Here is a 25,956-nt window from a genome sequence, read left to right as displayed (position 1 = left end):
GTATAACAAATTGCACTTTTATTTATGAGAAAAAGACCCTTCGGCAAGCTCAGGGTGACAGTGCCTCGGTACTTGTCAGGCTGAGCTTGACGAAGCCTTTATACCGCATTTTCAAACTATCATTCCAGCAGAAATTGTATATCCTCAATCGTCAGCCCTTTCATTAAATTCTCTTCTGTGGTAATAAGATCATCTGCCAGTCTTTTTTCCCACTTGCCATTTTCAGTATTTTTTCTTCAATGCTATCACGGCATATCATTCTATATGCAAACACCTGTTGTTGCTGGCCGATCCGGTGTGTGCGATCTATGGCTTGGCTTTCAACTGCCATATTCCACCAAGGATCGAATAGAAATACATAATCTGCTTTGGTTAGCGTAAGCCCAGTATTTCCGGCCTTTAAGCTAATCAAAAAAACGGACGTGGTGCTTTCTTCTGATTGAAATGTGTTTACGAGATCCTGTCTTTTCTTCACATCAGTCTGACCGTCTAATCTCAAGGTTTCTATTCCTGCTTTGTTCAGATCACGTTCCAGTAAATCAAGCATAGAAGTAAACTGACTAAACACCAGCGCGCGATGCTGGGGTATAATACAATTTAGCTCATTGATCAGCACCTTTGTTTTCACGCTATTATAAGTAAATATATCTTCATCTTTTATAAGTTCACAACTGTTGCAAAGTTGCCTCAACTTGGTCAAACCAGCCAGCACACTTAGTTTCCCCTTGTTAAGGCCTTTTTCTTTTATTTCTGTGAATATATTTGTACGCACTTCTTCCTTAATACTTTCATAAGCACTCCGCTGATCGGCATCCATCTCACACCATAAAATAGATTCTGTTCTTTCAGGAAGATCTTTTGCTACCTGTTCTTTTGTACGCCTTAAAATAAAAGGCTTTATAAGTTTTTGCAAGGCAGCAGCTTTCTCTTCACTTGCCTGTTGTTCGATTGGTATCGCATATTCCTTTTTAAAAAACTCAGGCGAGCCTAATAAACCGGGCATTAAAAAATGTATCTGGCTGTGAAGGTCGCTTGTATTGTTCATAATGGGCGTTCCACTTAAAGCAATTTTTGTTCTTGCAGTAAGTTGCCACACAGCTTTGGTTGTTAACGCAGCCGGGTTTTTTATGTGGTGGCTTTCATCCAGCACAATCGTCTCCCATGCAATATTTTCAAGTAAATGAAAATCCTGTCGCATGGTGCCGTAACTTGTAATAAAAACCTGCGCTTCATTTTTAGTTAGTAACTGCATGTCTCTACTAGCACCATGTAGAATAACAACTTTTACAACTGGCGAAAATTTCTCAAGCTCCTTTAGCCAATTATATAAAAGGCTTGCCGGAGCTATTACCAAATGTTTACTAAGAGGATTAGCCTCTATTTTATATAACAAAAAACTGATTGTTTGCAAGGTTTTACCCAAGCCCATATCATCGGCAAGGCAGCCACTGGCACCAATTTCAGCGAGCAACCGCATCCACTCATATCCTGTTCGTTGATACGAGCGCAACTCATTTATTTTCAGGCCATCCGGTATTGGATAAAGTTCAGCTTCCTGCTTTTCCCATTTCTGCCATTTACCAAACCATTCTATGCCGATACCTGTTTTAACTAAAGGTTCACCATCAGCTCCGTCACTGGTAATATCACCAAGCATCAACCATTTGGCTACAAGTATTTCATCCTTTCTTACTTTTCCATGGCGCATTATTAAAGCATATTGTTTCATCCAGTCTTCACCCAATATACCCAGGCTACCATCTTTCAACATCACTGCTTTCTGGTTGTTGAGCAACGCTTTTTGCAAGCTGCTCAAAGGCACAACTTCTTTACCAAATTTCACCACAAATGCTATACAAGCGAAGTCTCCTTCGTCTGCCTGTTGCCTAATGATCGTTTCGGCTTTATGAGGCGAGTAACGAAAATGCCGCAACATATCAATTCCAAGCAAATCAATTTCATTATCAAGAAGTTTATGATAGGCTTTTAAAAAACCAGCTTCTTTTTTGTGCTTCCGCAAACGTTAAATAAAAGAAACCATTATTTTGATTGCTGAATTTTTCATGCAAGGATTGTAAAAACTCAACCAGTTCCTTTTCTTTTTCTTCGTTTCTTGTAATATTGACTATCCTGTTAGCTATTTCAACCTTAGAAATGGGTTCAAACAAACCCTCCACAATGATGCCATCATATACAAATTGAGGTTCGAGTTTCAAAAAGGTATTACTAAGTTCACTCAACAAAACCTGTACTTGCGGCACTACACATATCGTTTCCGTTTCAGTAAATTCGGTGCGGTCTATCTTAACCTGCCATTGATCCAATTTCCCTAAAACTATTTCAAGCTCGTCAGTCTCGTTTGTACTCCATTCCAGCTTACACTGTGTTAAAAACCAATCCAAGGCATCAAAGCTTTTCGGAGATATCTGATAATAACAATGATCGCGTTCTAATAAAAAATCAAAACGGCAAAAATCATCTATTCGCAATTGTTTCTTTCCAATCTCCACAAAAATTTCAATGGAAAAAGAAAGAGCAGCTTTACGCACTCTAAAAGCGATTTCAACTGGATATTGATAAAAACTACATTTAATGTTTTGAATGCGTTTGTCACCGGTTTGCACCGGATGATACCACTCGTTAACAGACAGACGCCTTATTGCACCAACGAACGCGTATATCTGTCGCTTATACGCGTTCTGCACTGCCGCTTGTTTATCTATATCATCAGTAATATAACCACATTGTTGATGCAGCGCTGCAGTAATTTTCTGCAATTCAATATTTGAAAAGCACAGGATCGATTTTAAAGTTTCATCATTAAACCCTTTGAAAGCCGTTCTGAGCTGTGCTCGTGTAAGAGGCTGCTCTCCTATTGTAATTCCGTCGGGTGTCTTGATCAGTTGCCGTAAAGATATGACCGGTTTTTTAGAGAATAAATTTGCCGGTTGAAAAAGTAGAAAATTCCTTGTATTTGCTATCGCCATTATATCACTTATCTGGCGCACAAATATAATAGATGAAAACGTTTTTACTATACAATCATACTTCAATAAATTATAACTTTTCAATAATCAACCATTACCAATAATAAGCTGTAACCTAATAAGCTATTACCTTTGGCGAAAGGTACAAATAATGAACAATTCTAATATTTCAAGAAAAAAATTTATAAAAAACAGTGCGATAGCAGCGCTTGGAGCGGGTATTACGCCATCGTTTGCAAAAAAATGGAATGATGATTCTTTAACAAGAAAACCTATAAATGCTGAAAGTCAAAATATGAAATTAAAAAATGTAAGACTGGAAACGGGTTTTGAATATGATGGCAATGAAGTAATAGCTACAAAAACCGAATTGTATTGCATTGAAATTGCTGATGGCAAATTTTCAGCCATATTACCCAACGACCCGAATGCAATGGCAACTGATGCCAAAGGTTGGTTAATGCTGCCAGCATTTAAAGATATGCATATCCACCTGGACAAAACTTTTTATGGAGGGCCGTGGAAAGCTGTGCGGCGAAGACAAGGAGGTGTAAAAGGTATGATCGCGCTGGAACAGCAAATACTGCCGGAACTGTTGAATACATCGGTTGAACGTGCAGAAAAATTGATCGAACTTTTGCAATCACGTGGATCTTCTTTTGCAAGAAGCCATGTAAATATCGAACCTACTTCAAAACTAAAATCACTTACAAATCTTCAGGAAGCTTTAGAAAACAAGAAAAAAACCTTTGGTGCAGAGCTGGTCGCATTTCCACAACATGGTTTATATTATACAGATTCGGTACCGTATATGAAAGAAGCTGCCAAAATGGATATTGATTTTATAGGCGGCGTTGATCCTTTTTCGGTTGATGGAGATATTGCAAAATCAATAGACTTTATTGTAAACCTGGCCCTTGAATACAATAAAGGCATAGATATACATTTGCATGAGTCTGGTGACTCGGGTTTAAAAACAGTAGAATACCTTATTGATCGCGTAAATGATAATCCGGTATTAAAAGGTAAAACTTTTCTTAGTCACTGTTTTGTATTAGGTAAACTGGAAAAAGCACAACAGGAAGCTATTGCAGATAAGTTGGCAGCGGCTGAAATAGGGATTGTTTCAACCATACCGTTTGGCGGATTGATCATGCCTATTCCAACACTTTATAAATATGGCGTTAGCGTTGCAGCAGGCAATGATTGCATCATTGATCACTGGAACACATGGGGATCAGGTAGCGTATTGCAAAAAACAAATGTTATGGCGCAACTTTATGGTTATGCAACGGAATTCGACCTTTCCCGAAGTTTGAAACTTGCTACGCAAAATATATTACCATTGGATGACACAGGAAAGCAGCAATGGCCTAAGAAAGGTATTGATGCCGATGCTGTATTATTAGAAGCGAGTTGTTCAGCTGAAGCTGTATCCCGCATTTCTCCTGTAAAATCACTCATATATAAAGGCAACACCGTTTTTTAATCTAAAAGATAATTTGTATGAATAGTTGTAAATTCGGACATAAACTTCAGCCACGAATGAGCCGTAATCATTCTACGCAAATGAGTATTTGAAGAACGAAGTTCGATGAGGTAAAAAAACAATATCAATGTTATTAATCAATTTCATTTGACCATTAAAAACATAAAAACAAACTGATGAAACAACCCCTCTATCTACTTGCACTAGCTTTGATTCTTTTAAACGCTTGTAGCAATACAAAAAAACCACCACATCTGAAAACAACATGGAAACAACATCCTTAACCGGCAAGAAGTGGAAACTGATTGAAATTGGCGGACAGCCTGTTGCAGATAAAATAAACAATAAAGAGCCTTTTATCGAGTTTAATAGCGGCGAGGAAAATCGCTATACTGCATCCGGCGGATGTAACGGACTGGGAGGCACGTACACATCATCTGATAATGGAAAAATAAAATTTGAGCAAGGCATGTCTACAATGATGGCGTGTGAAGATATGAGCATTGAAAATCAGCTAAAAAATGTTTTCGGCACAGCAGATAACTACACTATTGCCAACAATATTTTATCATTGAACAAAGCTAAAATGGCGCCACTGGCTCGTTTCCAGGCGGTAACTACAGTCAATGAGGGAGCTCTTTTAAACGGCAGCTGGGAAGTAGATTATATTTCTGGACCGCGAATCGCATTCAATGGTTTATACCCTAATAAAAAACCAACTATTACATTTAATCTTCCCGATACAATAGCAACCGGAAACAGCAGTTGCAATAATTTCAGGGTCTCATTCAAATTGGATGGCGGCAATATAAAATTCGGAATGCCAATGAGTACTAAAATGGCCTGCGAAGGCCAGGGAGAAAGCACCTTCTTCAAAACCTTGCAAACCATCAACAAGTTTAGTATTTCAGAAAATACATTAACTCTGATCATGGGAGATATAGCAGTGATGCGGCTTCAAAAGAAATAATAGTTTTTTTAAATAAAAAAGCAGGCGTTCGTTTAAGAGCGCCTGCTTTTTTGCTTATTAATCAATCTCAAACATTATTTTAGCTTATACACTTCAGTTCCTGCTAATAAGAAACAGCCCAAACCATAATCTTCAAAATCTGGCTTACTTGTGTAAGTAACAGGCTGCCCGTCTTTAGGCTCTTTCCCTGTACCCTGAACGTATCCCAAAAACCCATCCTTATGAACAGCATCTTTCACCATAGTTTTCCAGGCTTTTGTAATTGCTGGCAAGTAACTCTTTTTATCAAGAAACCCCTTTCTTACACCCCATGCAAATCCATAAGTAAATAAAGACGAACCGGTAATTTCTTTACCACCAAAATGATTAGGGTCGTGCAAACTTGCCGTCCACAACCCGTCAGGTCTTTGAATTTTTAACAACGCTGCACTCATGTCTTTAAAGTCTTGTAAATATTCCGCATAGTGTGGATCAGATGATGGTAACTCATCCAATACTCTTACCAATGCAGCAAGCACCCATCCATTGCCACGGCTCCAGTAACAATCTTCACCGTTTGGTTCTTTATAGGGTGGGTCAAAATCTTTATCGCGCCACCATAAATGATCTTCCCGATTGTATAAACCTTTATCTCCATGCGTATTTTTCGTGTATGCATAGATGTCGTACATCTTGTCGAAATACTTCTTATCGTTATACAAATTACCTAGTTTTGTAAAAACGGGCATCGCCATTTGAATCGCGTCAACCCAGCTCCAGTCTTCATTTCTGTCGCTGGCCACTACATTATCAATACAGGTTTTAATATCTTTTACACGCTCTTCCTTTTTATCTATCAGGTACAAATCAATATAGATTTGTCCGCAGCATTGATTATCTGCGTTTTTAGTACTCGTTCCTCCGTTCAATCCCCACTTATGTTTTTCACCCCATTGTACAGCATAATCATAATATTTTTTCTGAGGATCAACTTTATGCAGCGCCATCAAGCCTTCATAATAAACCGCTCTTGTCCAAATATTGCTCGGCCTTTCTTTATTAGTAATGATCGTCTTACCGGCATCAGGCCATTTATTCATGAAATATTGATTGGTAAGCCTCATCGTTTTCAAAATACTTTTTTCGATGGAAGCTTTTGACCAAAGGAATTTCCGCTTAAAATAAAAACTAAGCTAAGTAGCATTATAAACTTGAATCTCATGGCAAAAATTTGATTTCGTTAGACTTCAATATTACTTCATCGCAATTATTACTCCATCCTGTGGCGTCCTGACATGCTTATTTTAATGTTGTATTAATTTTCTATTGAATCAGCAATAAACAAATATCATCTTTGTTGCGTCGCACACTTTTTTGTGGAATATATTTCATCTTATATAAACGACAATTACACTATCGATAAATCAGAAAAGCAGGACAGGGATTACGCTTTTAACATTTGAGTATTTTTTTCCCGCTGATTGCCGCTGATTCTTTTTGTGCGTACATCTGCTGTTAAAAATTTGCGCTCATCTGCGGGGAAAATAGATAACAAATTTATCTAAAAGCGAAATCCCTGAGAAGCAGGATTGTACAGGACGTAACATACCTTGTTTCCTATTAAATTTGTTATCCATCGAAAGATTGCTCATATGAACCTAAAATTAATCACGGTAACAATTGCCTTACTATTCTTTTGTTTCACAGTTAATGCACAAACAAAAATTGACAGGAAGCAGTTGGTACAACGTCATACAGTAAAACTTAACAAAGCAGACACGCTCGCTTCCCTCTCAGTAGGCAATGGATCTTTTGCTTTTACGGTTGATGTAACAGGTCTGCAATCATTTCCAGATGAATATGCAAAAGGCGTTCCCTTAGGCACACAAAGTGCATGGGGTTGGCATGCATTTCCGAATGTTCATAATTACAAATTTGAAGATGCGCTGCGCGTCTATCATTTAAATGGCAGGGATGTAAGCTATGCAGTACAAAATGGTAGCGGGCCAGAAATCAATAAAAAAACCGCTGATTATTTCAGAGAAAATGAACACCGCCTGCATCTGGCTAATATTGGCCTCGAAATCACCAAAAATAATGGCTCGTTGGCTTCCCTGGCAGACATAAAGAATATTCAGCAATCACTTGACATGTGGGATGGCAGCATTAGTTCTTCCTTTACAGTAGAAGGTGTGCCAGTAAAAGTAATCACTTATGGCCATCAGCAACAAGATGCAATAGCTGTAAAAATCAATTCTCCATTAATGCTCAAAGGGCGTATTAGTATCCGTGTAAGACTTCCTTATCCAACAGGTAGTTGGGACGACAGAGGCAACAACTGGACAAGCGAAAACAAGCACCAATCAACAATAGTCAACAAGCAAGCCAATGCATCAACGATAAAGCATGTATTGGATACTACTCATTACTTTATTCAATCACTTTGGTCATCAAAAGCCACTTTCAAAGAAAAACAACCTCATTACTTTTTGATTACTCCAACAAATACTAATGATTTTGAATATAGTTGCTCTTTTTCTGCACAAGAGAAAAAAACAACCGCGCCCTCTTTTACAGCAACAAAAACCAGCAGCACAAAAGGATGGTTTGAGTTTTGGAATAGTGGTGGCGCAATTGATTTTGCAGGAAGTACTGATTCTCGCGCTAATGAATTAGAGCGCCGCATCATTCTGTCACAGTATCTTACCCGCATTCAATGTGCAGACGATTTTCCACCACAGGAAACAGGCCTTACCTATAATAGCTGGTATGGAAAACCACACCTGGAAATGCATTGGTGGCACGGTATCCATTTTGCCTTATGGGGTCGGCCTGAGTTATTACAAAAAAGTGTAGACTGGTATCTTAAAGTAGCAGATGTAGCAAAAGGAATAGCCCAAAGACAAGGTTACGAAGGTTTGCGCTGGCAAAAAATGACTGACAATGAAGGCCGTGAAGTGCCTTCATCTATTGGTGCATTTCTTATTTGGCAGCAACCGCACTTCATTTATTTTACTGAATTACTGTATCGTGCCAATAATAGTAAAGCTATACTTAATAAGTACAAAGACCTTGTTTTTGGTACTGCAGACTTTATGGCATCTTTCGCAAGATATGATTCTGTAACACATAAATACATTTTAGGCAAAGGCCTTATTCCAGCACAGGAGCGATTTAATGCTGAAGAAACATTCAATCCAACTTATGAGTTAGTGTATTGGCATTGGGCCTTGAACGTAGCACAGCAATGGCGCAAGCGCCTTGGTTTAAAAAGAAATGAAAAATGGGATGCTGTATTAAAAGATCTATCGCCGCTGCCAAAACAAAAAGACAAGTACTTGTTTGCCGAAAGTGCAACTGATTCTTACACTAATCCTGAATACAAAACCGATCATCCTTCTGTATTTGGAGCATTTGGAATGATGCCAAAGACGTCTATGCTTGATGAGCATATCATGAAAAACACTTTCAACTGGATATGGAATAACTGGAGCTGGCATGATACATGGGGATGGGATTTTCCAATGACAGCTATGACCGCAACCAGACTGGGTTTACCCGACAAAGCGATTGATGCTTTGTTAATGGACATACAAACCAACACCTACTTACCTAACGGACACAATTACCAGGAAGGCCGGTTAACTATTTACCTGCCCGGTAATGGAGGATTGCTTGCGGCTGTTGCTATGATGTGTGCCGGGTATGATCAGGCAAATCATAAACTTCCTGGTATACCCAAAAACGGTAAATGGAAGGTGAAGACTGAAGGCCTGCAAAAGATGCCTTGATTTTTTTAGCAATACCATATCAATGAATCGAAAACAATTCATACATCAAAGCAGCCTGATCAGTGCAGCAATATGCATAGCACCTGATAATTTTCTGACATCTTGGGAACCAGTATCTGACTTTGCCAAACGCTTAAAGCCCGTAGGCAGAGCATTAGAGCTTGAAGGGTATTACGTATGGTGCAACACCCCTATTAAAGGGCCTGATGGAAAGATTCATGTTTTTTCTCACGATGGGACAGTAAAAAGAAAATGAGCGGATGGATCAATGGCTGCGAAATTGCACACGCTGTTGCCGATAACCCTGAATCTGAATTTAATGTTGTGGGTACGATACTAAAGCCGCGGGAAGGTTATTGGGATGCAACCACTTGCCATAATCCATTCATTACAACATTCAATGGAAAATATTATCTGTACTATATGGGTAATTCAAATGGCAAAACAAATACTAAGCGTATTGGCCTCGCCGTTTCCGAGTCACTTAACGGCCCTTGGCAAAGAACCGACGCCCCCATTTTACTACCTGGGCCAGAAGGCGGCTGGGATGATCATTGTACAACAAATCCTTCTGTTATCCATCATAAAGGTAAATATCTGCTATATTATAAATCATGGAATACAAAAGAATATGAAGAAACAAAAGGCTCCATAAGAGGCAACAGAAAATATGGATTAGCCATTGCCGATAACCCTGAAGGCCCATTCATAAAATATGACGGTAATCCAGTAATAGATTTTTCAAAGCGGGGAAACAATGCCCAATTGGAAGATGCCTTTGTTTGGTATGAAAAAAATAAATTTTATATGATAGCCAGAGACATGGGTTATTACAATCATGAATATGGTATCATTATGCATTCGAAGACTGGCAAACATTGGAGCAAACCAGAGATTGCATTTTATGAAGCAGACAAGTATATCAAACAAGCTCCTGCCCCATCTCACTTATCGCGTTACGGCAGATTTGAACGGCCTCAATTACTTTTAGAAAATGGAAAACCGACTTATTTATTTATGACATCTCAGGGTGGCAAGTTTATGACAGCCTCCTCTTTTATTTTCAAAATTGTTTAATGCCGCATTACATAAAATATTTCCTGTTTACAACACTGGCTTGTTTAATATCCCTGGGCTTTGGTTTTCAAGCCATGGCTCAGCTGTGGCATAATAAGGAAAGGGTGCTCCATTACAAGCCGTCGGGTACAGATTTCATTTTACATCAAGGCGCTAAAAAATTCAATCGTGCCCTGTATGGCACAAATACTGGTTTTAGGGTTGAAGCTGGAGACTTGCCCGAATTTGCCCTCTACATGCCGGGAATGGGTGGTAATTGTAAAATTGGAATTTTATTCAACAACCAAAGCAAATGGATAACCGAAGCCGATGATATAAAAACCACTTACAGGCCGGGCGCTATGCTTTATGAAATAAAAGACAAACTATTAAAAAATGGAAGGCTTTACATTTCAGTACTTGCTATGGCAGAAGAAGAAGGAATGATACTGAAATTGGAGACAAAAGACGTACCCGCCAATACATCATTGATTATAGCTTATGGCGGAGCAACAGGCAAAAAATTCAGCCGTGACGGCGATATCGGAGCGGATCCGGAATCTTCTTTCTACCTTGATCCTTCTTATTGCAAAGACAATCAATACAACATCAAAGGGCATACATTTCAATTATACTATGGTTTTACAAAACCCCTGACGGATGATGAGCGGTACGAAATTCAATATGGGAAAAAGCCTGACTCCACTAAAAAAGATAAGCCCAAAATTATATCAGGCATATTTCCATTAAACAGCACAGTAAAACTTGCAGATGCTTATAAACAAGAATCGCCTTTACAATTATTTAAATCACATAATACAGTTACAGCACCCGCTATTGTAGCTTCGGTAAAAGTTGAGAACAATGTTTCCTATCTGCTTTTAAAGAACAATCTTTCTTCTATCAGTTACGCCATGCTTGATGGCCTTTTTCAAAAAGCAGAACAGGCAAGAAAGAAAATAGCAAACAGAGTAATTTTAGAAACACCTGATGTTTATATAAATCCTCTCGGAAGTGCATTATCTATTGCTGCTGATGCTATTTGGGAAGCTCCCAGTTATTTACACGGTTCCGTGGCATGGCGCATGCGATTACCTGCATGGCGGGGCGCTTATGTTGCGGATGCATTAGGTTGGCATGACAGAGCCAGATTGCATTTTGATAGTTATTTAAAATCACAGGTAACTAACATAGATGCAGGAAATATAGAACCTGACACCGCATTACATTTTGCCAGACAAAAAGAAAGAATGGGTAATGCAATGTTCAGCAACGGTTACATCTGTCGCAATCCCGATGGGAAAATACAACCGCATCATTATGATATGAACCTCGTATTTATAGACCAGCTACTTACTCATTTAAAATACACAGGAGATATTTCCTATGTCAGAAAAGTATGGCCGTCTATTAAATTGCATCTTCAATGGGAGAAAAGAAATTATGATATAGACGATGATGGACTTTATGATGCTTACGCGTGCATCTGGGCTAGTGATGCGCTGCAATACAGTGGTGGCGGCGTCACACATGCAACAGCATATAACTACCGGGCAAATAAAATGGCCGCTTATATTGCCAAATTGTTAAAGGAAGATGCAACTGCTTACGAAACAGAATCAGCTAAAATACTTAAAGCCCTGAATCAAAAACTATGGCTAAATGAAAAAGGAACGTTTGCAGAAAATAGAGATATATTGGGCCTTAAGCTCGCTCATTCGGCTCCCGGCCTTTGGACTATTTATCACGCCATCGATGGTGGAATAGCAACGCCTGCTCAACAATTTCAGATGCTACGTTATGTAGATGATAATATACCGCATATTCCAGTAAAGGCGAAAGATCTTCCTTTTAATGATCTGCAACTATTGTCCACTACAAATTGGCAACCTTATACCTGGAGTGTTAATAATGTTGCATTGGCAGAAAACCTGAACACAGCTTTAGCATATTGGCAAAGTGGTGAAAATGATAATGCCTTCAATCTTTGGAAGAGCAGTATTGTAGAGAGCATGTATTTAAGCTCCAGTCCTGGCGGCTTTCAACAGCTATCCTTCTACGATGCAGTAAGAGGCGAGTTGTACCGTGACTTTGCAGATCCGATCGGCGTAGCAGCCCGCACATTAACCGAAGGACTTTTTGGCATTGTTCCAGACGCCTTAAGCGGTTCACTATATATACATCCTGGCTTTCCTTCAGATTGGCGGTTTGCAAAGCTTTCTTTACCAAATATTTTATTTGATTTTAAAGCATCGGGAAACGAATCTGTATATAATATAAAACCACGTTACAGCAAGCAGATGAACCTTGTGTTACGCGTGAATGCATTTAAAAATGGAGTAGAAAATGTTTATATAAACGGCAAGAAAGCAAAATATCATTGGGTTCAAAATACGATGCATAACCCGGCAATAGAAATAAACGCAGGCGCACAATCGAATTATGAAGTAAAGATTATATGGAGTGGCAATGCTTTAAAAAAGGATGTATCCATTATCAACTCGGTAAAAGGTGAAAAATTCAAACTTCCCTATTCAAAATTATCAATTCAAAAAATAGATGATATTCAGGATGCTTTTTCCTTTCCGCAGCAAGGAACCCAAATCAACGAACTACATGCTAACACAGATGGGAATCATAACTTACTGTTGCATTTAAAACAAGGGAATGCCACATGGATTCAACCGGTATCCATTCACACAAAGCCCGCCATTGAGATAATAGAAACTGAAACCAATGAAAAGAGTTCCGCTATTAAATGTATCAATCATACGTCATTACGCAAAGAAGGAGTATTGCACCTTAACAATTATAAAGAAACATTTTCAATAGACGCCGGAGCAACAAAAAATTTCACATTAAGCGCCACTCATCTGAATAAAGGAAGAAATAAAATCTTCATTAATTTAAGTGATGGAACCAGCACCATTCAAACTATAACCAATTGGGATGTTCCTGCTTCAGCTCAATACGAGCCGATAAAAATTGACAACATCCTTAACGACAATATCACCAATACCTTTAAACATAAGTATCTTTCGCCCAGCGCGACAAGCACTACTTTACAAATTCCATGGCAGGGTATTGGCAACTGGTGCTACCCGCTTATTCAGCCCGAGATCGCTGAAGCAGGAATACAAAAGAAAGCAGTATATCTTGATAAGATACCTTTCAACATTGGCACACAAAATAACATTGCTTATACTTCACAATGGGACCAATTCCCGGATTCGATCAATATCCCGCTTAGCGGAAAATCATCTCATGCTTATCTTTTAATGGCAGGTACCACTAATCACCAACAAAGCCAGATGGTTAATGGAATTATTTATATAGCCTATACAGACGGATCGAAAGATTCTTTGGAACTGATCAACCCCGAAAATTGGTGGCCAATAGAACAAGATTATATGAATGATGGATTTGCATTCAAAACCGGAGCCAAACCTTATCGCTTGATTTTAAAAACAGGCGAACTTACAAGATCTTACAATGACTACACAACAATTAAAGGCTTTACAAATATGGCGATAGAAGGTGGTGCGGGAACCGTACTAGATATCCCTCTAAATCCAGATAAAGAATTGAACTCGTTAACATTTCGAACATTAACTAACGAAGTTCTAATTGGCTTAATGAGCCTAACTTTGCAAAGAAACTGATAATAAACAGTTATTATCATTAAAGAGCACCAAACATCTTTACATTGGTAATATCATATTCAAATGCTGTAGAATAATTTGAATCCGATTCTCCCACTCCAATTCTTACAAACTCCGTAGTTCAAAAAATTGAACTTTAAATAAAAAATCATTGCGCTATTTTTGTTCGCCATGTCCAAAGCAAAAAAAATATAGAAGATACACCAATGATGCAGCAGCACAAGGCTATCAAACAAAAATATCCTGATGCTATATTGCTGTTTCGTGTAGGAGATTTTTATGAAACTTTCGGACAAGATGCTGTGATTGCATCGCAAGTGCTGGGCATTACCCTTACCAAAAGAAATAATGGAGCGGCAGCTTCTTTAGATCTGGCAGGTTTTCCGCATCATGCGCTGGATACTTACTTACATAAATTAGTGAAGGCCGGTTATCGTGTTGCGATCTGCGATCAGCTGGAAGATCCCAAACAGGCTAAAGGTATTGTAAAACGCGGTGTTACCGAAATGGTTACGCCAGGTACGGCCATTAACGACAAATTGCTTGAACATAAAAGCAACAACTTTTTAGCCGGATTGCATTTTGTAGATGATCATAATTTTGGATTGGCGTTTTTAGACCTTTCTACCGGCGAATTTTTAATTGCTGAAGGCGACAGGGAATATGCTGATAAGCTATTGCAAAGCTTCTCCCCTTCTGAAGTAGTTTTTCAACGCCATCAGCAGAAAAAGTTCAAAGAATTCTTTGGTGGAAAAATGTATGTCTATACTTTGGATGAATGGATTTTTGATGAAAACTATGCGCAGGATACTTTATTAAAACATTTCCAAACCCACTCGCTAAAAGGCTTTGGTGTTGATGAACAAAGAAAAGGATTGACTGCTGCCGGTGCCATCATTCATTATTTAAAAGATACAGAGCATCCTAATCTGCAACACATTACTTCACTGCAAAGCATTCAGCGAAATGATTTTTTATGGATGGACAGGTTTACCATCCGCAATCTTGAGTTGATACATGGCAGCAACGACGGCAATCATACCTTATTAAAAGTGTTGGACAACACTGCTTCGCCAATGGGTGCGCGTATGTTGAAACGCTGGATATTATTTCCACTAATTGACATTAATAAAATAAATGAGCGTTTAGAATTAGTAGAAACCTTCATTAAGGAAACAGATCTGCGAAACGAATTAGTGCAAGCCATCAAACATTGCGGCGATATTGAAAGGCTTGTTGCTAAAATCCCTACAAAAAAATAAATCCGCGCGAAGTATTGCAATTAGCAAAAGGACTGCAACAGGTACAACTGATCAAAAACATCTGTCTAAAACATAGCAACTCGTACTTACAGCGTATCGGCGATGCCCTTAATCCTTGTCCGCTGATTGCTGATAAGATTTTTAAGGAGATCATCGAAAACCCTCCCGCAACAGCTACTAAAGGCGGTTTCATCAATAATGGCATTGCAACAGAGCTGGATGAGCTGCGTGAAATATCGCAAAGCGGGAAAGCATACCTGGCAAAAATGCAGGCTAGCGAAGCCGAGAAAACAGGTATCACCTCTTTAAAAATCGGTTTTAATAATGTATTTGGTTATTATCTGGAAGTGACCAACAGCCATAAAAACCGCGTACCTGAAAGCTGGATACGCAAGCAAACACTGGCCAATGCTGAAAGATATATTACACCCGAACTGAAAGAATACGAAGAAAAAATTACCGGAGCTGAAGACAAAATATTCGTGCTTGAACAACAACTGTATGATCAGTTATTGAATGAGTTGTTCGATTACCTGCAACCCGTTCAAACCAACGGAAATTTACTCGCTGTTCTGGATTGCCTTTGCTGCTTTGCACACAACGCCATTCACTATCAATATAAAAAACCGTTGCTGCATGATGGCGATGACTGGCAATTGAAAGAAGCCCGCCATCCGGTTATTGAACGTAACCTTCCGGTTGGCGAAAGTTATATTCATAACGACACAGAATTAAATAAAACCGATCAACAAATTATCATATTAACCGGGCCAAACATGAGTGGTAAATCTGCTTTGTTGCGGCAGACTGCGCTTATTACTTTGATAGCCCATATAGGAAGCTTTGTTCCGGTAACGGAAGCAAAAATTTCTTTGACGGATAAAATATTTACACGTGTTGGCGCATCAGATAATTTGAGCGGTGGCGAAAGTACATTTATGGTTGAGATGAACGAAACAGCTGCCATCATTAATAATGTTACAGACAGAAGTTTAATTTTGTTAGATGAAATTGGTCGAGGCACATCCACGTATGATGGCATTTCTATTGCCTGGAGTATTGTAGAACATTTGCATCAGTCGCCTCATCAACCTAAAACATTATTTGCAACGCATTATCACGAGTTGAATGAATTAGAAGAAAAATTTGACCGCATCAAAAACTATCATATCACTAACAAAGAAGCAGGCAATAAAATTATCTTTTTAAGAAAACTCGCGCGCGGTGGCAGTACACACAGCTTCGGTATTCATGTAGCAAAAATGGCAGGCATGCCCACATCACTGATTAAAAGAGCCAATGAAATTTTAACGCAGCTGGAAACGCAGCATGTGGATGAAGAGTCGAGAAGACAGGAAGACGGAAAGACGGGACAACGGAAAACCGAAAACATTTCGCAAAAAGTAAAGCAGCTAAACACGCCAGAATTTCAACTTTCGATTTTTGATGCACATAGCCAAACCTTTGATGAAATACGGCAATTGCTTTCAGATATTGACATTAACCGTTTAACGCCGGTTGAAGCTTTATTGAAATTGCAGGAGATTAAAGGGAAGATTAAGTAGGTTTTAAAACGCACTAAAAGTCACCTATGAATCAGTTCTTTTGTATTATTTATTTGTCTTTGCTGATCGCTTGCAGTTCTGGGGAGAGCAAAAAAATAATTCCAGAGAACCAATCATTACAACCCAGGTTTGACATACGTGTAGAATTGATCAGCATTGTATTACGCTTGGCAAGCTATGACGAATACAATATGCCTAATGCGACAAACTATATAAATCGGATTCATGATCATTACGACCATTATAAGGATCATGAATTAATTCAGTTTGCGAAAAAGCTGAGAATTGAGACAGGTATGGGATTTGATGGCCCGATGTCATTGGCTGTACATTTAAAATACAGCGGCAATAAATTTTCTTTTATGGAATACAGCCAGAATCATTTGGATTCGCGATGGAGTCTAAAAAATGCAAAGAAGTATGTTCATTTACTGAATGACTTTTACATTAAATCAAACTCTTCAGTTTTTTTAAAGAAAATCAAGAATACTATAATAGAGGTATTCAATTATTTAAAACTGCCATGATCAGTTTCGATCAAAAATGGTACACCGCATTTTACGGAACTCCACCTTTGGAAAATTTTAATATCATTATAGGATTTTCCAACGGTAGGGCGAATTACGGTGTGAGAGCATTACCTGTTAATAGCCTATTAGACGTGTACTCAATTATAGGCAGTTCTCAATTCGACAGTTCGGGTTATCCAACTTTTAATTCAAATGATGTTGAACAACTCCTCACACACGAGTTTAATCACTCTTTTGTTAATCCTTTACTTGACAAAAATATAAATAATGAAAAACTCGTCGTCAGTGCGAAAAAACTGTTTGGAATCACGTCTGAGCAAATGCAAAAAACACTTATGCGAGTTGGCAGCCTTTAGTTAATGAAACAATAGTAAGAGCCTGTGCCATACAATATTTAAAAGATCATCACGCTTCACAAAGCGAAATAGATTTAGCAATAAATAAAGAAATAGAAAAATCATTTCTGTGGATGCCGGCATTTGTCGAACTCATTGCTGAGTATAACAACAATAGAAAAAAATATCCTACGCTAGAATCGTTCTATCCCAACTTAATTCAAGGATTTGTTGATGCATCTAACAATATACCAGCTTTATTGAAATTGCAGGAAACGGTAAAGTGAATCATCATATCTTATTTCAGCGGATTTATAAAACTTGGCTCAGCCGGTTCCTGAATGTCGTAATCCCTTACCCAGCCTTCGTTTTCAATTTTAATATGTTCTATTGCAACACTTGTGGAATTAGCGTCTAAATCTGGCAATGCCTGATACTCTGAAACCCAGCATCTGTATATTTTATAAACGATTACCAGTTGCCCTGCTTCGTTATATAGTTCAATAAGTATATCCTTTCTGAAATCTTTTAAAGAAACTTCAGCGCCTAATCCTGAGCCGAGATTCCAAACCTTATTAGCCCATCGCTCAAACTCCAGATCATGTGTTACACCCCTTTCCAGGATGATCGGCGCATAATCAGTTTTGCCAGGACTTTTTCTTACATTATTGGGTTCTCCGCCATCTCTGAATTCTACAACTTCCGTTATTTTAGTAAGTCCGCTTATTTTGCTTACACCTGCGACATATTTTCCATCCCATTTTACACGGAACTTTAAATTTTTATACGGATCAAACCTCGTTGGATTCACTGTAAATTTTGCCATAACTTTTGGGTGCTTAGATGATATAATCTCTGTAACATCTAAAAGTAAATCGTTTGATTATATCAAAAAATACCGCATTTATGGGGCTGTTATTTTTCTCTTTCTGTCAAAATAAATTGCAACAAGTAAAGGAATTAGATGCTTCATTAATTAAATCCAATACGATCAACAATGATCGCCCCTTCTGGTTGTTTGTCAAATATGAATCTGATCTGTTGTATTTGATCTGGCTCAAAGTGGGGATCAATATTTTTGAAGGTCGAAAAAGGCAACTGTACAAATTGTAAAACCCTTTCAACTGGCATATTCTTTCTAAGGTCAGGCAGGTAGTTCCATTTGGCAAGTTCTGTTTTTAACAACGGCGCCATTACATAAAAATCAGTAAGTGTTTTCGTCACCACACAATTTTTCGTTTTTATCTGAATAGAAAAATTAACCTGATTAATTTGGTCACTGTTATTGCTAACAAAAAAGAAAAGTCCTTTTGCAGTGTTTAATGAAGATCTATTTAATGCAGTGTCTGATACATTTACCGCATAATAAGGATAACGCTTATTATTTTTCTTATATGCCCACTCCAGAAATGCGCCAACGTTTTCCTGCCCAAACTCTTCACCATTTCTAAGCGGCAATACCTTTTCCGACCATTTTTTTAGTCCTGTTGTTTCTATTGAACAGCCTGGCAAACTGGCCGTTAGCAGATCCTGGTCTTCCTCAAAATCGGCAAAGTATTTAAATGAATTGTCTTCGTACTGATTAATGTAATAATTTTTGGGTAAGAAGTCGAAGCCATTTCTACAATCTTTCAATAAAGGAATATATTGTTTCTGCCCTTGAAGTGTAGCATGTAAAAACGCAGAAATGTAAATATCCGCAATCTTTCGTTGATCCTCTCCGTTTAGCAATGTTGCTGAATTTACAAAATACTGGTTGGGGAATCTTTTATCCTTTACTCCCCATGCAGTATTAAACTGTCCGTGATTTGCCTTATATATGTATAATATTGCTTTCAGATAATTTTGAGATGAATCAAACTTAATGCGGTTATACATTTTTACACCGGCACAATAATAAACGTCCTGGTCATGGCTTCCATGAAGAAGCAAATAATTTACATTCTTAAGTTTTAAAGGAAATTCAATCCCCTTGGCCTGTCTACCGGCAGGTGCAATCTGAACAATGCTTTTGATAGAAAAATTAAAATTAAAACTGATGCTTCCATTAAATGGGTACCTGTCCATTTTGTTTAAAGCCAGAGCAATTGCAACTGCGTCAGCTCCTCTTGAATGACCAACTAAACAAATATTGTTCATGTCTACCTTTCCCTGAAATGGGTTTCCCTGAGTATTGTTCCATTTTCGCCAATATTCCAGATGCTTTAAAATAAGCCAGGCGCGTGTATTCATTTCGCCAAACCAAAAATCATCAAACCAGCTTTCATTCAAAAAGTTCTCATCAATAGATACTACGATAAAGCCTTTACTCGCCAGTAACTCTCCCATATATTCATAACCCTGGTCTGAGTAATCCGACATTAAATGATTTCCATGCACAAATACCACCAGCGGAAAATTGCCTTTTTGTTCGGGATACCATACGCTGCCATTAAGGGGTAAATTCTCTGTGCCAAATCCCCAGTAAGATTTTCTTAGGTAAGATTTTACTGCCGATAAAGGTTGAAGAAATGCTGAACCGTCAACAGGATCTGTCTTCAATGATATATTCTTACTGTATTCAGCGCGTTGCTTATCTGTACCCGAACCATAAAACATCCGCGCCACTTTGTAAATTCGTTTTTGCATCGGGTCCTCTGCTTTCTGCGGAACAGGTATATTTTGTTGCCAGTATTTTTCCGACACCGGCACAGCATGATTAACACCTTTGCTAAATAGCATTAAAAATATTACGACATTAATACTAACTGCCAAAAAAGCAAAACCAGCCGCTCTTTTCCGCTGGCTCTTCTATTAAGGCCAATGCCAATCAGAATACCGCAAATCAGTTCTAAAAAAAAAAAAGGTCGATTAAACTTTTCATCCGGCAATATAGCCGTTAGCACAAAAGTTCCGATTATAGCAATAATAATATACTTGTTAACCTTACGTATAAACCTGTATAAATAGTACGATAAGCCAAAAATCAATACTGTTAATAATAAAGAGCTTAGTATTACAATGATCAGATCAATAATAAAAGGTAATCCGGTTCTTATAACACTTCCCAAATATAAAATGCAAATAAGCGCGGCTACCATGGCAGCTACCAAGGCACCCAGAGATGATCTGTTTAAAATTTCGAGACTTTTTTCAGCATGTTGCTTCAGCCGTAATTTGGTTTTGTGTAGCATTGGTAGTATTGGGCTATAAAACGATCCCTGTAAGGATAATACAGTAAAATTAGCAGCTCTTTTTCAATTTGTTTAGAAAACATTTTTTTAATTATATCAGCTTTCTTAAACGAAAATGTTATAACTCAAATACATAGTGAATATTACAACAATATAACAAGTAGCAGAGCACTTATATTCAAAATCAGTATTTCTTCGTTTCTTTGCGCACGATGATTTTTAATAAAAAGATAATATTAGGACTTAGTGTGCTTTTTGCAACTTGCGCCAACGCTCAGGATACCTCTACCGATAGTATTGCAAAAGAAAAAACGACGGTTGAATTCAATGATAAAGGCTTACAGTTTAAAAAAGGTGAAAATTTCCTTTTAAACTTTCGATTTAGAACCCAGCTAAGAGCGGGCTATTTTAGCAGGTTGGACGATGAGAATGAACCAGGCTTTGAAGCTATTGTAAGAAGGATGCGTTTAAGATTTGAAGGCCATTTACTTTCACCTAAACTTGAGTATAAAATACAGCTAAGTTTTGCCAACCGCGATATGGACCTGGAAAGTGGTGCACCGCAAATTGTTCGGGATGCCGTTTTTTATTATAAGCCTAACAGCTTTTGGTCATTCGGTATGGGCCAAACTAAACTACCCGGAAATCGTGAGCGTGTCAATTCATCTGGCGAGTTACAAATGCCTGATCGTTCTATTGCTAATGGAGAATTTACCGTTGACCGGGACTTTGGGATTTTTGTGGACCGTGATTTTGAAATAAAGAAACATGTGATACAATTACGTACCGCTATTTCTACAGGAGAAGGCCGTGGCCAACTTAAAACTGATGATGGGCTTGCCTATACCGGCGTGTAGAATACATGCCCTTTGGTTATTTCAAAAACAAAGGTGACTATTTCGAAGGAGATCTTGATTTTGAAGAAACTCCAAAAGTTTCGCTTGGGTTCACTTATACAAAAAATTTCAAAACAACCAGAACGGGCGGCCAGTTGGGTAAACCAATGGTGAGCGCTTATGATGAGGATGAAAAATTGTCCGCTAATATCCGAACAATAATGGTTGATGGTGTATTTAAATACAATGGCTGGGCATTTCTGGGAGAATATTATGACAGAAAAGTTGATGATTTTTCAGTTACAGATTTTAGTTCAAGGCCTGACGACAGACTTATTTTTTTAACTATGCCAGCAGGTACGGCTATCAATTTACAAGGAAGTAAAATGGTCTCTAAGAAAGATGAAATAGTAGCACGTTACACCCAGGTAAAGCCACACGACGATCTGGCTCCTTATCAATATTTATTAAGAACAAAGGCAATTGGTTACTCCCATTATTTTAATAAACATAAATTTAAAATACAAGGGTATCTGGGACTTGATGATCGCATCGGAAATTCAGAAGAGTTAGATGATCCCTTCGAAAACCGGTTAAACGGAATGATACAAATAGAGATTGGTATATAACACTATAATCAATTGTATTGTTAAAATACTCCTTCTGAATTTGTAATATAAAAGGAAGTCGAAAGTTCTGAACCTTTCTCTTCCTTTTCTCAATTTGGCAGAAGTGATTTTATATTACCATTACGGCGTTGAATAATCAATATTACCGTCCGCATCTATTAAAATCTTCCCTCCGCTCACTGTTCCTTTAGCTTTTATTTCAAACGGCCTGCCTGCTTCTAATAATAATACAATGCGATTATCAACAATTTTCACATTGTTCACATCTGATGTATTTGTGGGAACACTTGCAATTATTTCCTGAGAGTTGAACCTTATATCAGTAAAAGATTCTCCAACATTATTGTTGTGTGCGCATAGAAAAATAGGTTTGCTACTGCCCGAAAGATCAACCCTCCTGAATTTTTGTTGTGCCTGAAAACCTGCAACTATTTCCCCCTTTGTATTGGCCAGCATTATATAGGGAATTTTACGCCCGTTAACTTTTTCAGGATCAATTATAGCTGGAATAACAATATGCTCCTTCTGTTCATCTAAATAATATATTTCGTTAAAATTTTGTATATACGGCAATCCGTACATAATCATCCGGCGGGCATTGCAATCATAAACAAAGTGTGTGTCATCATCAATGCGGCCGGTGATAAAAGGAAAATCAAAACCATAATCAATACTTTTAACTGCGTAGCGCTCTTCAAACAGTAGTTTACCATCCTCATAAATATTCGTCTTTCCTTTTCCGCCAATTTCTTTTTCAAAAACAATAAATAATTTATCATTAGTGTTAAAAACGGTGTTTACATAAGTAGCTCCTTGTTCAAAAGGTAATAGCATTTTATGCTCCTTACTACCGTACAAACCGTAAACACCGTTTTTCTTTACCCGGTAATACTCATTTTTCACAAAGCCGGCCTCCTCAAATTCAAAAGGAACTATTTCTGTTTTATCAATGAAGTTATAAATGCCAAAATTACTGCCGTCAAAAGATCCTAAAATTGTGTTGTCTTTTACAAAATCAACCGTAGGTTCCTGCTTAGTATATACAAAATTTTTAGGGAGTATATTTTTGCCAAGACTATCTGCAATAAAGTATTCTTTATTCGTTGTTAAAAACAGATAGTGTTTACCATTAGCGTCTAATGGCATTATATTAGAAAATTCTTGAGGTACAATAAGTGCATTATTTTTATCGAGTGCGCCCAACAGGTTGTTTGACTTTACAATTACAAAATTTGCATTATCATAATAATGAGCCAAAACAGTAAAATCCTTTTTTCTATTTGCCGTGTAGCCAAATCGATTACTTCAACATCAAAATATTCAGCAGAGATAAAGCCTCCCCGTCATTAAAGCCTTTAACATTATTTGCGTAAAGTAGTTTTCCATTATTCATTTCAAAAATCAAGGGCTTTTTCTTATCAAATGCGATTATTTCTGCTCCATTCGCATCTATTACAATTTTCTCGGTGGCCGTTTTTTTGAAGTCAAAATCGCAAATCCATCCATCACATTGGCATCATACTTTTTCATATTTTTGGGGAATTGTCTGCGCCAAACAGAAAATTGGTAAAAAGAGAACTATAAATGAAAAGGGCAAATATTTTACGTTCATAATTTTTTTGTAAATAAAGCTTGCGTAATTTAAAAATGACGCCTATTTCGATGAATCAACGGAAATATTCGACAAAATGCTGAAAAGGGTCTTAAAATGATTATGGCAGCACTTAAACTTTTTGCAAATTATATTTGTTCTTTGTACCAATATTCAGGTAAAACACATACATGAAACTTGACATACTCGCAATTGGTGTACATCCCGATGATGTAGAACTGGGCTGTGCCGGCACCTTAATAAAAGAAATTCAGAACGGCAAAAAAGCCGGAATAATTGACCTCACCCAAGGAGAATTAGGAACTAGGGGAACTATTGAAACCAGGTATGCTGAGGCTGCAGCTGCCGCCAAAATATTGGGAGTTTCCGCTCGGAAAAACCTGAAAATGAGGGATGGTTTCTTTAAAAATGATGAAGAACATCAGTTATTATTGGTAAAAGCTATCCGCAAATACCAGCCAGATATTATTTTAGGAAATGTATTGATTGATCGCCACCCCGATCACGGAAGAGCGGGAAACCTGATTAGTGACGCCTGCTTTTTATCCGGTTTGGCTAAAATAGAAACGAAAGATGACGAAGGTAATACCCAAAAAAGTGGCGCCCACGGTACTTTTTGCAATATATGCAGGATTGGTACCATGAGCCTCAACTGCTTATAGATGTGAGCGATGTTGTTGATCTGAAAATGAAAGCAATAGAAGCATACACAACCCAGTTTCACACTAACGAAAGTGGTGCCGAAGGACCCCAAACGTATATCTCAACTCCTGATTTTAAGGATAGCCTTTTGGCCAGAATGAGAATGATGGGGAAGCGTATTGGTGTAAAATATGCCGAAGCTTATATGAGCCAAAAACATATTGGCCTTAACAACCTAGATGCCCTCATTTTACAAGAAACCTGATTATTAAGAGTTTTACACTTTTTTACATTGATCGCCGATGTAATTGGTTACCTTTGCAACCTAAACAACAAACGAATTTAATTTAATGTCAATACCTAAGTTTGCCACGCCTCCCGCTCCATCATTTCATACCGTTTTAAAAACGCGTATTAATGATTATTTTAAGCAGCAAGGTAAACCAGGCACAGGCAATATAAGGCTTTATTCCAAAGCTTTGTTCTTGGTTGTTGGGTTTATCGCTTTATATGTACACCTTGTATTTTTTACGCCACCTGCCGGATGGGCTATATTTGAGTGTTTACTCTTAAGCCTTTTCACATCAGCAATTGGCTTTAATATAATGCACGATGGTGCGCACGGAAGTTTTAGCAGCAAACCCTGGGTAAATACTATTGCGGCATCCTCATTAAACTTTTTAGGGGCTAACACTTTTATGTGGAAGATGAAACATAATGTAATTCATCATGCTTATACCAATATAGATGGCATTGACGATGATATTGACGCAAAACCTTTTTAAGGCTTTGTGAAACACAGAAATACCATAAATTTCATAAATATCAGCATCTTTATTTTTGGTTTGCCTACTCGCTACTTTATCTGTTTTGGATATTTTTTACTGATTATAAAAAATACTTCACAAAAAAAGTAGGAACTATTCCTTTAAAGAAAATGACAACGAAAGACCATCTTACCTTTTGGGGATTTAAGCTATTGCATATTGTGTTATTTATTGTTGTTCCAATAATAACTGTGGGTGTTGGTACTTGGGCAATTGGATTTGTATGCTACGGATTGTTTGCCGGCTTTGTTTTAAGCATCGTATTTCAATTAGCACATACTGTTGAGCATACTCATTTTCCTGTTCCAAACATAGAAACTAATAAGATCGATGATGAATGGGCTGTACACCAGTTAAAAACAACAGCCAATTTTGCTACCAAAAACAGGTTAGCTTGCTGGTTTATGGGCGGGTTAAACTTCCAGGTAGAACATCATCTTTTTCCTAAAATCTCACACATACATTATCCCAAAATTAATAAGATCATTAAAAGTACCTGCGAAGAATTTAATGTAGGGTATATTGAATATAAGAAAGTGAAAGACGCTGTTGTTTCACATGTAGCTTATTTAAAGCAACTTAGTTATCCCAGCTTTAGCCATTAAATTTTA

The 25,956-nt window shown here is 37.8% G+C and carries 22 protein-coding genes and 1 pseudogene; 16 read left to right on the top strand and 7 right to left on the bottom strand.

The window, feature by feature from the left end:
* Positions 1-163 precede the first annotated feature (163 nt).
* Together MKP09_RS05325 and MKP09_RS05320 are read right to left on the bottom strand one after the other, a co-directional pair.
* Complete coding sequence (locus tag MKP09_RS05325; RefSeq protein ID WP_240826757.1) at positions 164-2,020, bottom strand: DEAD/DEAH box helicase; 1,857 nt, start codon at positions 2,018-2,020, stop codon at positions 164-166.
* The gene (locus MKP09_RS05320; protein WP_240826756.1) at positions 1,974-2,777 is read right to left on the bottom strand and encodes a hypothetical protein; all 804 of its coding nucleotides are present in this window, start codon (positions 2,775-2,777) and stop codon (positions 1,974-1,976) included. Before MKP09_RS05320 ends, MKP09_RS05325 begins: the two co-directional genes overlap by 47 nt.
* Positions 2,778-3,138: 361 nt before the next feature.
* Here MKP09_RS05320 and MKP09_RS05315 point away from each other — a divergent pair, with 361 nt between their 5' ends.
* Both MKP09_RS05315 and MKP09_RS05310 read left to right on the top strand, forming a co-directional pair.
* Positions 3,139-4,476 carry an amidohydrolase family protein gene (locus MKP09_RS05315; protein ID WP_240826755.1) on the top strand — a complete coding sequence of 446 codons (1,338 nt, stop codon included), beginning with the start codon at positions 3,139-3,141 and terminating at the stop codon, positions 4,474-4,476.
* 265 nt (positions 4,477-4,741) lie between these two features.
* Positions 4,742-5,446: an META domain-containing protein gene (locus tag MKP09_RS05310; RefSeq protein ID WP_240826754.1), complete on the top strand. Its 705-nt coding sequence runs from the start codon at positions 4,742-4,744 to the stop codon at positions 5,444-5,446.
* A gap of 74 nt (positions 5,447-5,520) precedes the next feature.
* On the opposite strand, the gene MKP09_RS05305 is transcribed toward MKP09_RS05310, so the two are convergent.
* The gene (locus tag MKP09_RS05305; protein ID WP_240826753.1) at positions 5,521-6,549 is read right to left on the bottom strand and encodes a glycoside hydrolase family 88/105 protein; all 1,029 of its coding nucleotides are present in this window, start codon (positions 6,547-6,549) and stop codon (positions 5,521-5,523) included.
* Positions 6,550-7,077: 528 nt separating this feature from the next.
* On the opposite strand from MKP09_RS05305, the gene MKP09_RS05300 reads away from it, so the two are divergent.
* From MKP09_RS05300 to MKP09_RS27885, 8 genes and pseudogenes are all read left to right on the top strand, one after another.
* On the top strand, positions 7,078-9,216 hold the full coding sequence (locus MKP09_RS05300; RefSeq protein WP_240826752.1) for a hypothetical protein: 2,139 nt from the start codon (positions 7,078-7,080) through the stop codon (positions 9,214-9,216).
* 22 nt (positions 9,217-9,238) lie between these two features.
* Positions 9,239-9,472, top strand: coding sequence for a hypothetical protein (locus MKP09_RS05295; RefSeq protein ID WP_240826751.1), 234 nt, complete (start codon positions 9,239-9,241; stop codon positions 9,470-9,472).
* Positions 9,469-10,293, top strand: a complete 825-nt coding sequence (locus MKP09_RS05290; RefSeq protein ID WP_240826750.1) for a glycoside hydrolase family protein — start codon at positions 9,469-9,471, stop codon at positions 10,291-10,293. The genes MKP09_RS05295 and MKP09_RS05290 overlap by 4 nt, the downstream gene beginning before the upstream one ends.
* Complete coding sequence (locus tag MKP09_RS05285; RefSeq protein WP_240826749.1) at positions 10,293-13,934, top strand: DUF4450 domain-containing protein; 3,642 nt, start codon at positions 10,293-10,295, stop codon at positions 13,932-13,934. Before MKP09_RS05290 ends, MKP09_RS05285 begins: the two co-directional genes overlap by 1 nt.
* 171 nt (positions 13,935-14,105) lie before the next feature.
* Positions 14,106-16,761, top strand: a pseudogene (gene mutS / locus MKP09_RS27895) (DNA mismatch repair protein MutS).
* A gap of 26 nt (positions 16,762-16,787) precedes the next feature.
* Entirely contained in the window at positions 16,788-17,288 is a 501-nt protein-coding gene (locus MKP09_RS28850; RefSeq protein WP_240826746.1) for a DUF4932 domain-containing protein, read from the top strand.
* Positions 17,213-17,647 carry a DUF4932 domain-containing protein gene (locus MKP09_RS28845; protein WP_490355043.1) on the top strand — a complete coding sequence of 145 codons (435 nt, stop codon included), beginning with the start codon at positions 17,213-17,215 and terminating at the stop codon, positions 17,645-17,647. Before MKP09_RS28850 ends, MKP09_RS28845 begins: the two co-directional genes overlap by 76 nt.
* 11 nt (positions 17,648-17,658) lie before the next feature.
* Positions 17,659-17,913, top strand: coding sequence for a DUF4932 domain-containing protein (locus MKP09_RS27885; protein WP_394801035.1), 255 nt, complete (start codon positions 17,659-17,661; stop codon positions 17,911-17,913).
* A gap of 11 nt (positions 17,914-17,924) precedes the next feature.
* Here MKP09_RS27885 and MKP09_RS05260 read toward each other — a convergent pair whose 3' ends face one another.
* The 3 genes from MKP09_RS05260 to MKP09_RS05250 all read right to left on the bottom strand — a co-directional run bounded on the left by MKP09_RS05260 (position 17,925) and on the right by MKP09_RS05250 (position 20,799).
* Positions 17,925-18,452: a phage tail protein gene (locus MKP09_RS05260; RefSeq protein WP_240826744.1), complete on the bottom strand. Its 528-nt coding sequence runs from the start codon at positions 18,450-18,452 to the stop codon at positions 17,925-17,927.
* 146 nt (positions 18,453-18,598) lie between these two features.
* On the bottom strand, positions 18,599-20,347 hold the full coding sequence (locus tag MKP09_RS05255) for an alpha/beta hydrolase family protein (protein ID WP_240826743.1): 1,749 nt from the start codon (positions 20,345-20,347) through the stop codon (positions 18,599-18,601).
* A gap of 8 nt (positions 20,348-20,355) precedes the next feature.
* Positions 20,356-20,799 carry a hypothetical protein gene (locus tag MKP09_RS05250; RefSeq protein ID WP_240826742.1) on the bottom strand — a complete coding sequence of 148 codons (444 nt, stop codon included), beginning with the start codon at positions 20,797-20,799 and terminating at the stop codon, positions 20,356-20,358.
* Positions 20,800-21,047: 248 nt separating this feature from the next.
* On the opposite strand from MKP09_RS05250, the gene MKP09_RS05245 reads away from it, so the two are divergent.
* Positions 21,048-21,656 carry a porin gene (locus MKP09_RS05245; RefSeq protein WP_240826741.1) on the top strand — a complete coding sequence of 203 codons (609 nt, stop codon included), beginning with the start codon at positions 21,048-21,050 and terminating at the stop codon, positions 21,654-21,656.
* Between the two features lie 5 nt (positions 21,657-21,661).
* On the top strand, positions 21,662-22,264 hold the full coding sequence (locus MKP09_RS05240; protein ID WP_240826740.1) for a hypothetical protein: 603 nt from the start codon (positions 21,662-21,664) through the stop codon (positions 22,262-22,264).
* 120 nt (positions 22,265-22,384) lie between these two features.
* On the opposite strand, the gene MKP09_RS05235 is transcribed toward MKP09_RS05240, so the two are convergent.
* The gene (locus tag MKP09_RS05235; protein ID WP_240826739.1) at positions 22,385-23,521 is read right to left on the bottom strand and encodes a WG repeat-containing protein; all 1,137 of its coding nucleotides are present in this window, start codon (positions 23,519-23,521) and stop codon (positions 22,385-22,387) included.
* A gap of 525 nt (positions 23,522-24,046) precedes the next feature.
* Between MKP09_RS05235 and bshB1 the strand changes: the two genes are divergently transcribed.
* From bshB1 to MKP09_RS05220, 4 genes are all read left to right on the top strand, one after another.
* Positions 24,047-24,538, top strand: coding sequence for a bacillithiol biosynthesis deacetylase BshB1 (bshB1, locus tag MKP09_RS05230; RefSeq protein ID WP_240826738.1), 492 nt, complete (start codon positions 24,047-24,049; stop codon positions 24,536-24,538).
* Entirely contained in the window at positions 24,502-24,783 is a 282-nt protein-coding gene (locus MKP09_RS05225; RefSeq protein ID WP_240829469.1) for a PIG-L deacetylase family protein, read from the top strand. The genes bshB1 and MKP09_RS05225 overlap by 37 nt, the downstream gene beginning before the upstream one ends.
* An 85-nt stretch (positions 24,784-24,868) precedes the next feature.
* Complete coding sequence (locus MKP09_RS25480) at positions 24,869-25,303, top strand: fatty acid desaturase family protein (protein ID WP_262915123.1); 435 nt, start codon at positions 24,869-24,871, stop codon at positions 25,301-25,303.
* Between the two features lie 80 nt (positions 25,304-25,383).
* Positions 25,384-25,950 (top strand): fatty acid desaturase family protein, encoded by a 567-nt coding sequence (locus MKP09_RS05220; RefSeq protein WP_262915255.1) that lies wholly within the window; start codon positions 25,384-25,386, stop codon positions 25,948-25,950.
* Positions 25,951-25,956 lie beyond the last annotated feature (6 nt).

The organism is Paraniabella ginsengisoli (assembly GCF_022513635.1).
In the GTDB taxonomy this organism is placed as follows: Bacteria; Bacteroidota; Bacteroidia; order Chitinophagales; family Chitinophagaceae; genus Niabella; species Niabella ginsengisoli.
Note: the sequence above shows the minus strand (reverse complement) of the source record. Positions and strands in the feature narration are given on the sequence as shown.

Coding starts and splice junctions, on each gene's coding strand:
- MKP09_RS05315 (WP_240826755.1), top strand. CDS start 3,139: ATGAACAATTCTAATATTTCAAGAAAAAAATTTATAAAAAACAGTGCG.
- MKP09_RS05310 (WP_240826754.1), top strand. CDS start 4,742: ATGGAAACAACATCCTTAACCGGCAAGAAGTGGAAACTGATTGAAATT.
- MKP09_RS05305 (WP_240826753.1), bottom strand. CDS start 6,549: ATGAGGCTTACCAATCAATATTTCATGAATAAATGGCCTGATGCCGGT.
- MKP09_RS05300 (WP_240826752.1), top strand. CDS start 7,078: ATGAACCTAAAATTAATCACGGTAACAATTGCCTTACTATTCTTTTGT.
- MKP09_RS05295 (WP_240826751.1), top strand. CDS start 9,239: ATGAATCGAAAACAATTCATACATCAAAGCAGCCTGATCAGTGCAGCA.
- MKP09_RS05290 (WP_240826750.1), top strand. CDS start 9,469: ATGAGCGGATGGATCAATGGCTGCGAAATTGCACACGCTGTTGCCGAT.
- MKP09_RS05285 (WP_240826749.1), top strand. CDS start 10,293: ATGCCGCATTACATAAAATATTTCCTGTTTACAACACTGGCTTGTTTA.
- MKP09_RS28850 (WP_240826746.1), top strand. CDS start 16,788: ATGAATCAGTTCTTTTGTATTATTTATTTGTCTTTGCTGATCGCTTGC.
- MKP09_RS05260 (WP_240826744.1), bottom strand. CDS start 18,452: ATGGCAAAATTTACAGTGAATCCAACGAGGTTTGATCCGTATAAAAAT.
- MKP09_RS05255 (WP_240826743.1), bottom strand. CDS start 20,347: ATGCTATTTAGCAAAGGTGTTAATCATGCTGTGCCGGTGTCGGAAAAA.
- MKP09_RS05250 (WP_240826742.1), bottom strand. CDS start 20,799: ATGCTACACAAAACCAAATTACGGCTGAAGCAACATGCTGAAAAAAGT.
- MKP09_RS05240 (WP_240826740.1), top strand. CDS start 21,662: ATGCCCTTTGGTTATTTCAAAAACAAAGGTGACTATTTCGAAGGAGAT.
- bshB1 (WP_240826738.1), top strand. CDS start 24,047: ATGAAACTTGACATACTCGCAATTGGTGTACATCCCGATGATGTAGAA.
- MKP09_RS05225 (WP_240829469.1), top strand. CDS start 24,502: ATGCAGGATTGGTACCATGAGCCTCAACTGCTTATAGATGTGAGCGAT.
- MKP09_RS25480 (WP_262915123.1), top strand. CDS start 24,869: ATGTCAATACCTAAGTTTGCCACGCCTCCCGCTCCATCATTTCATACC.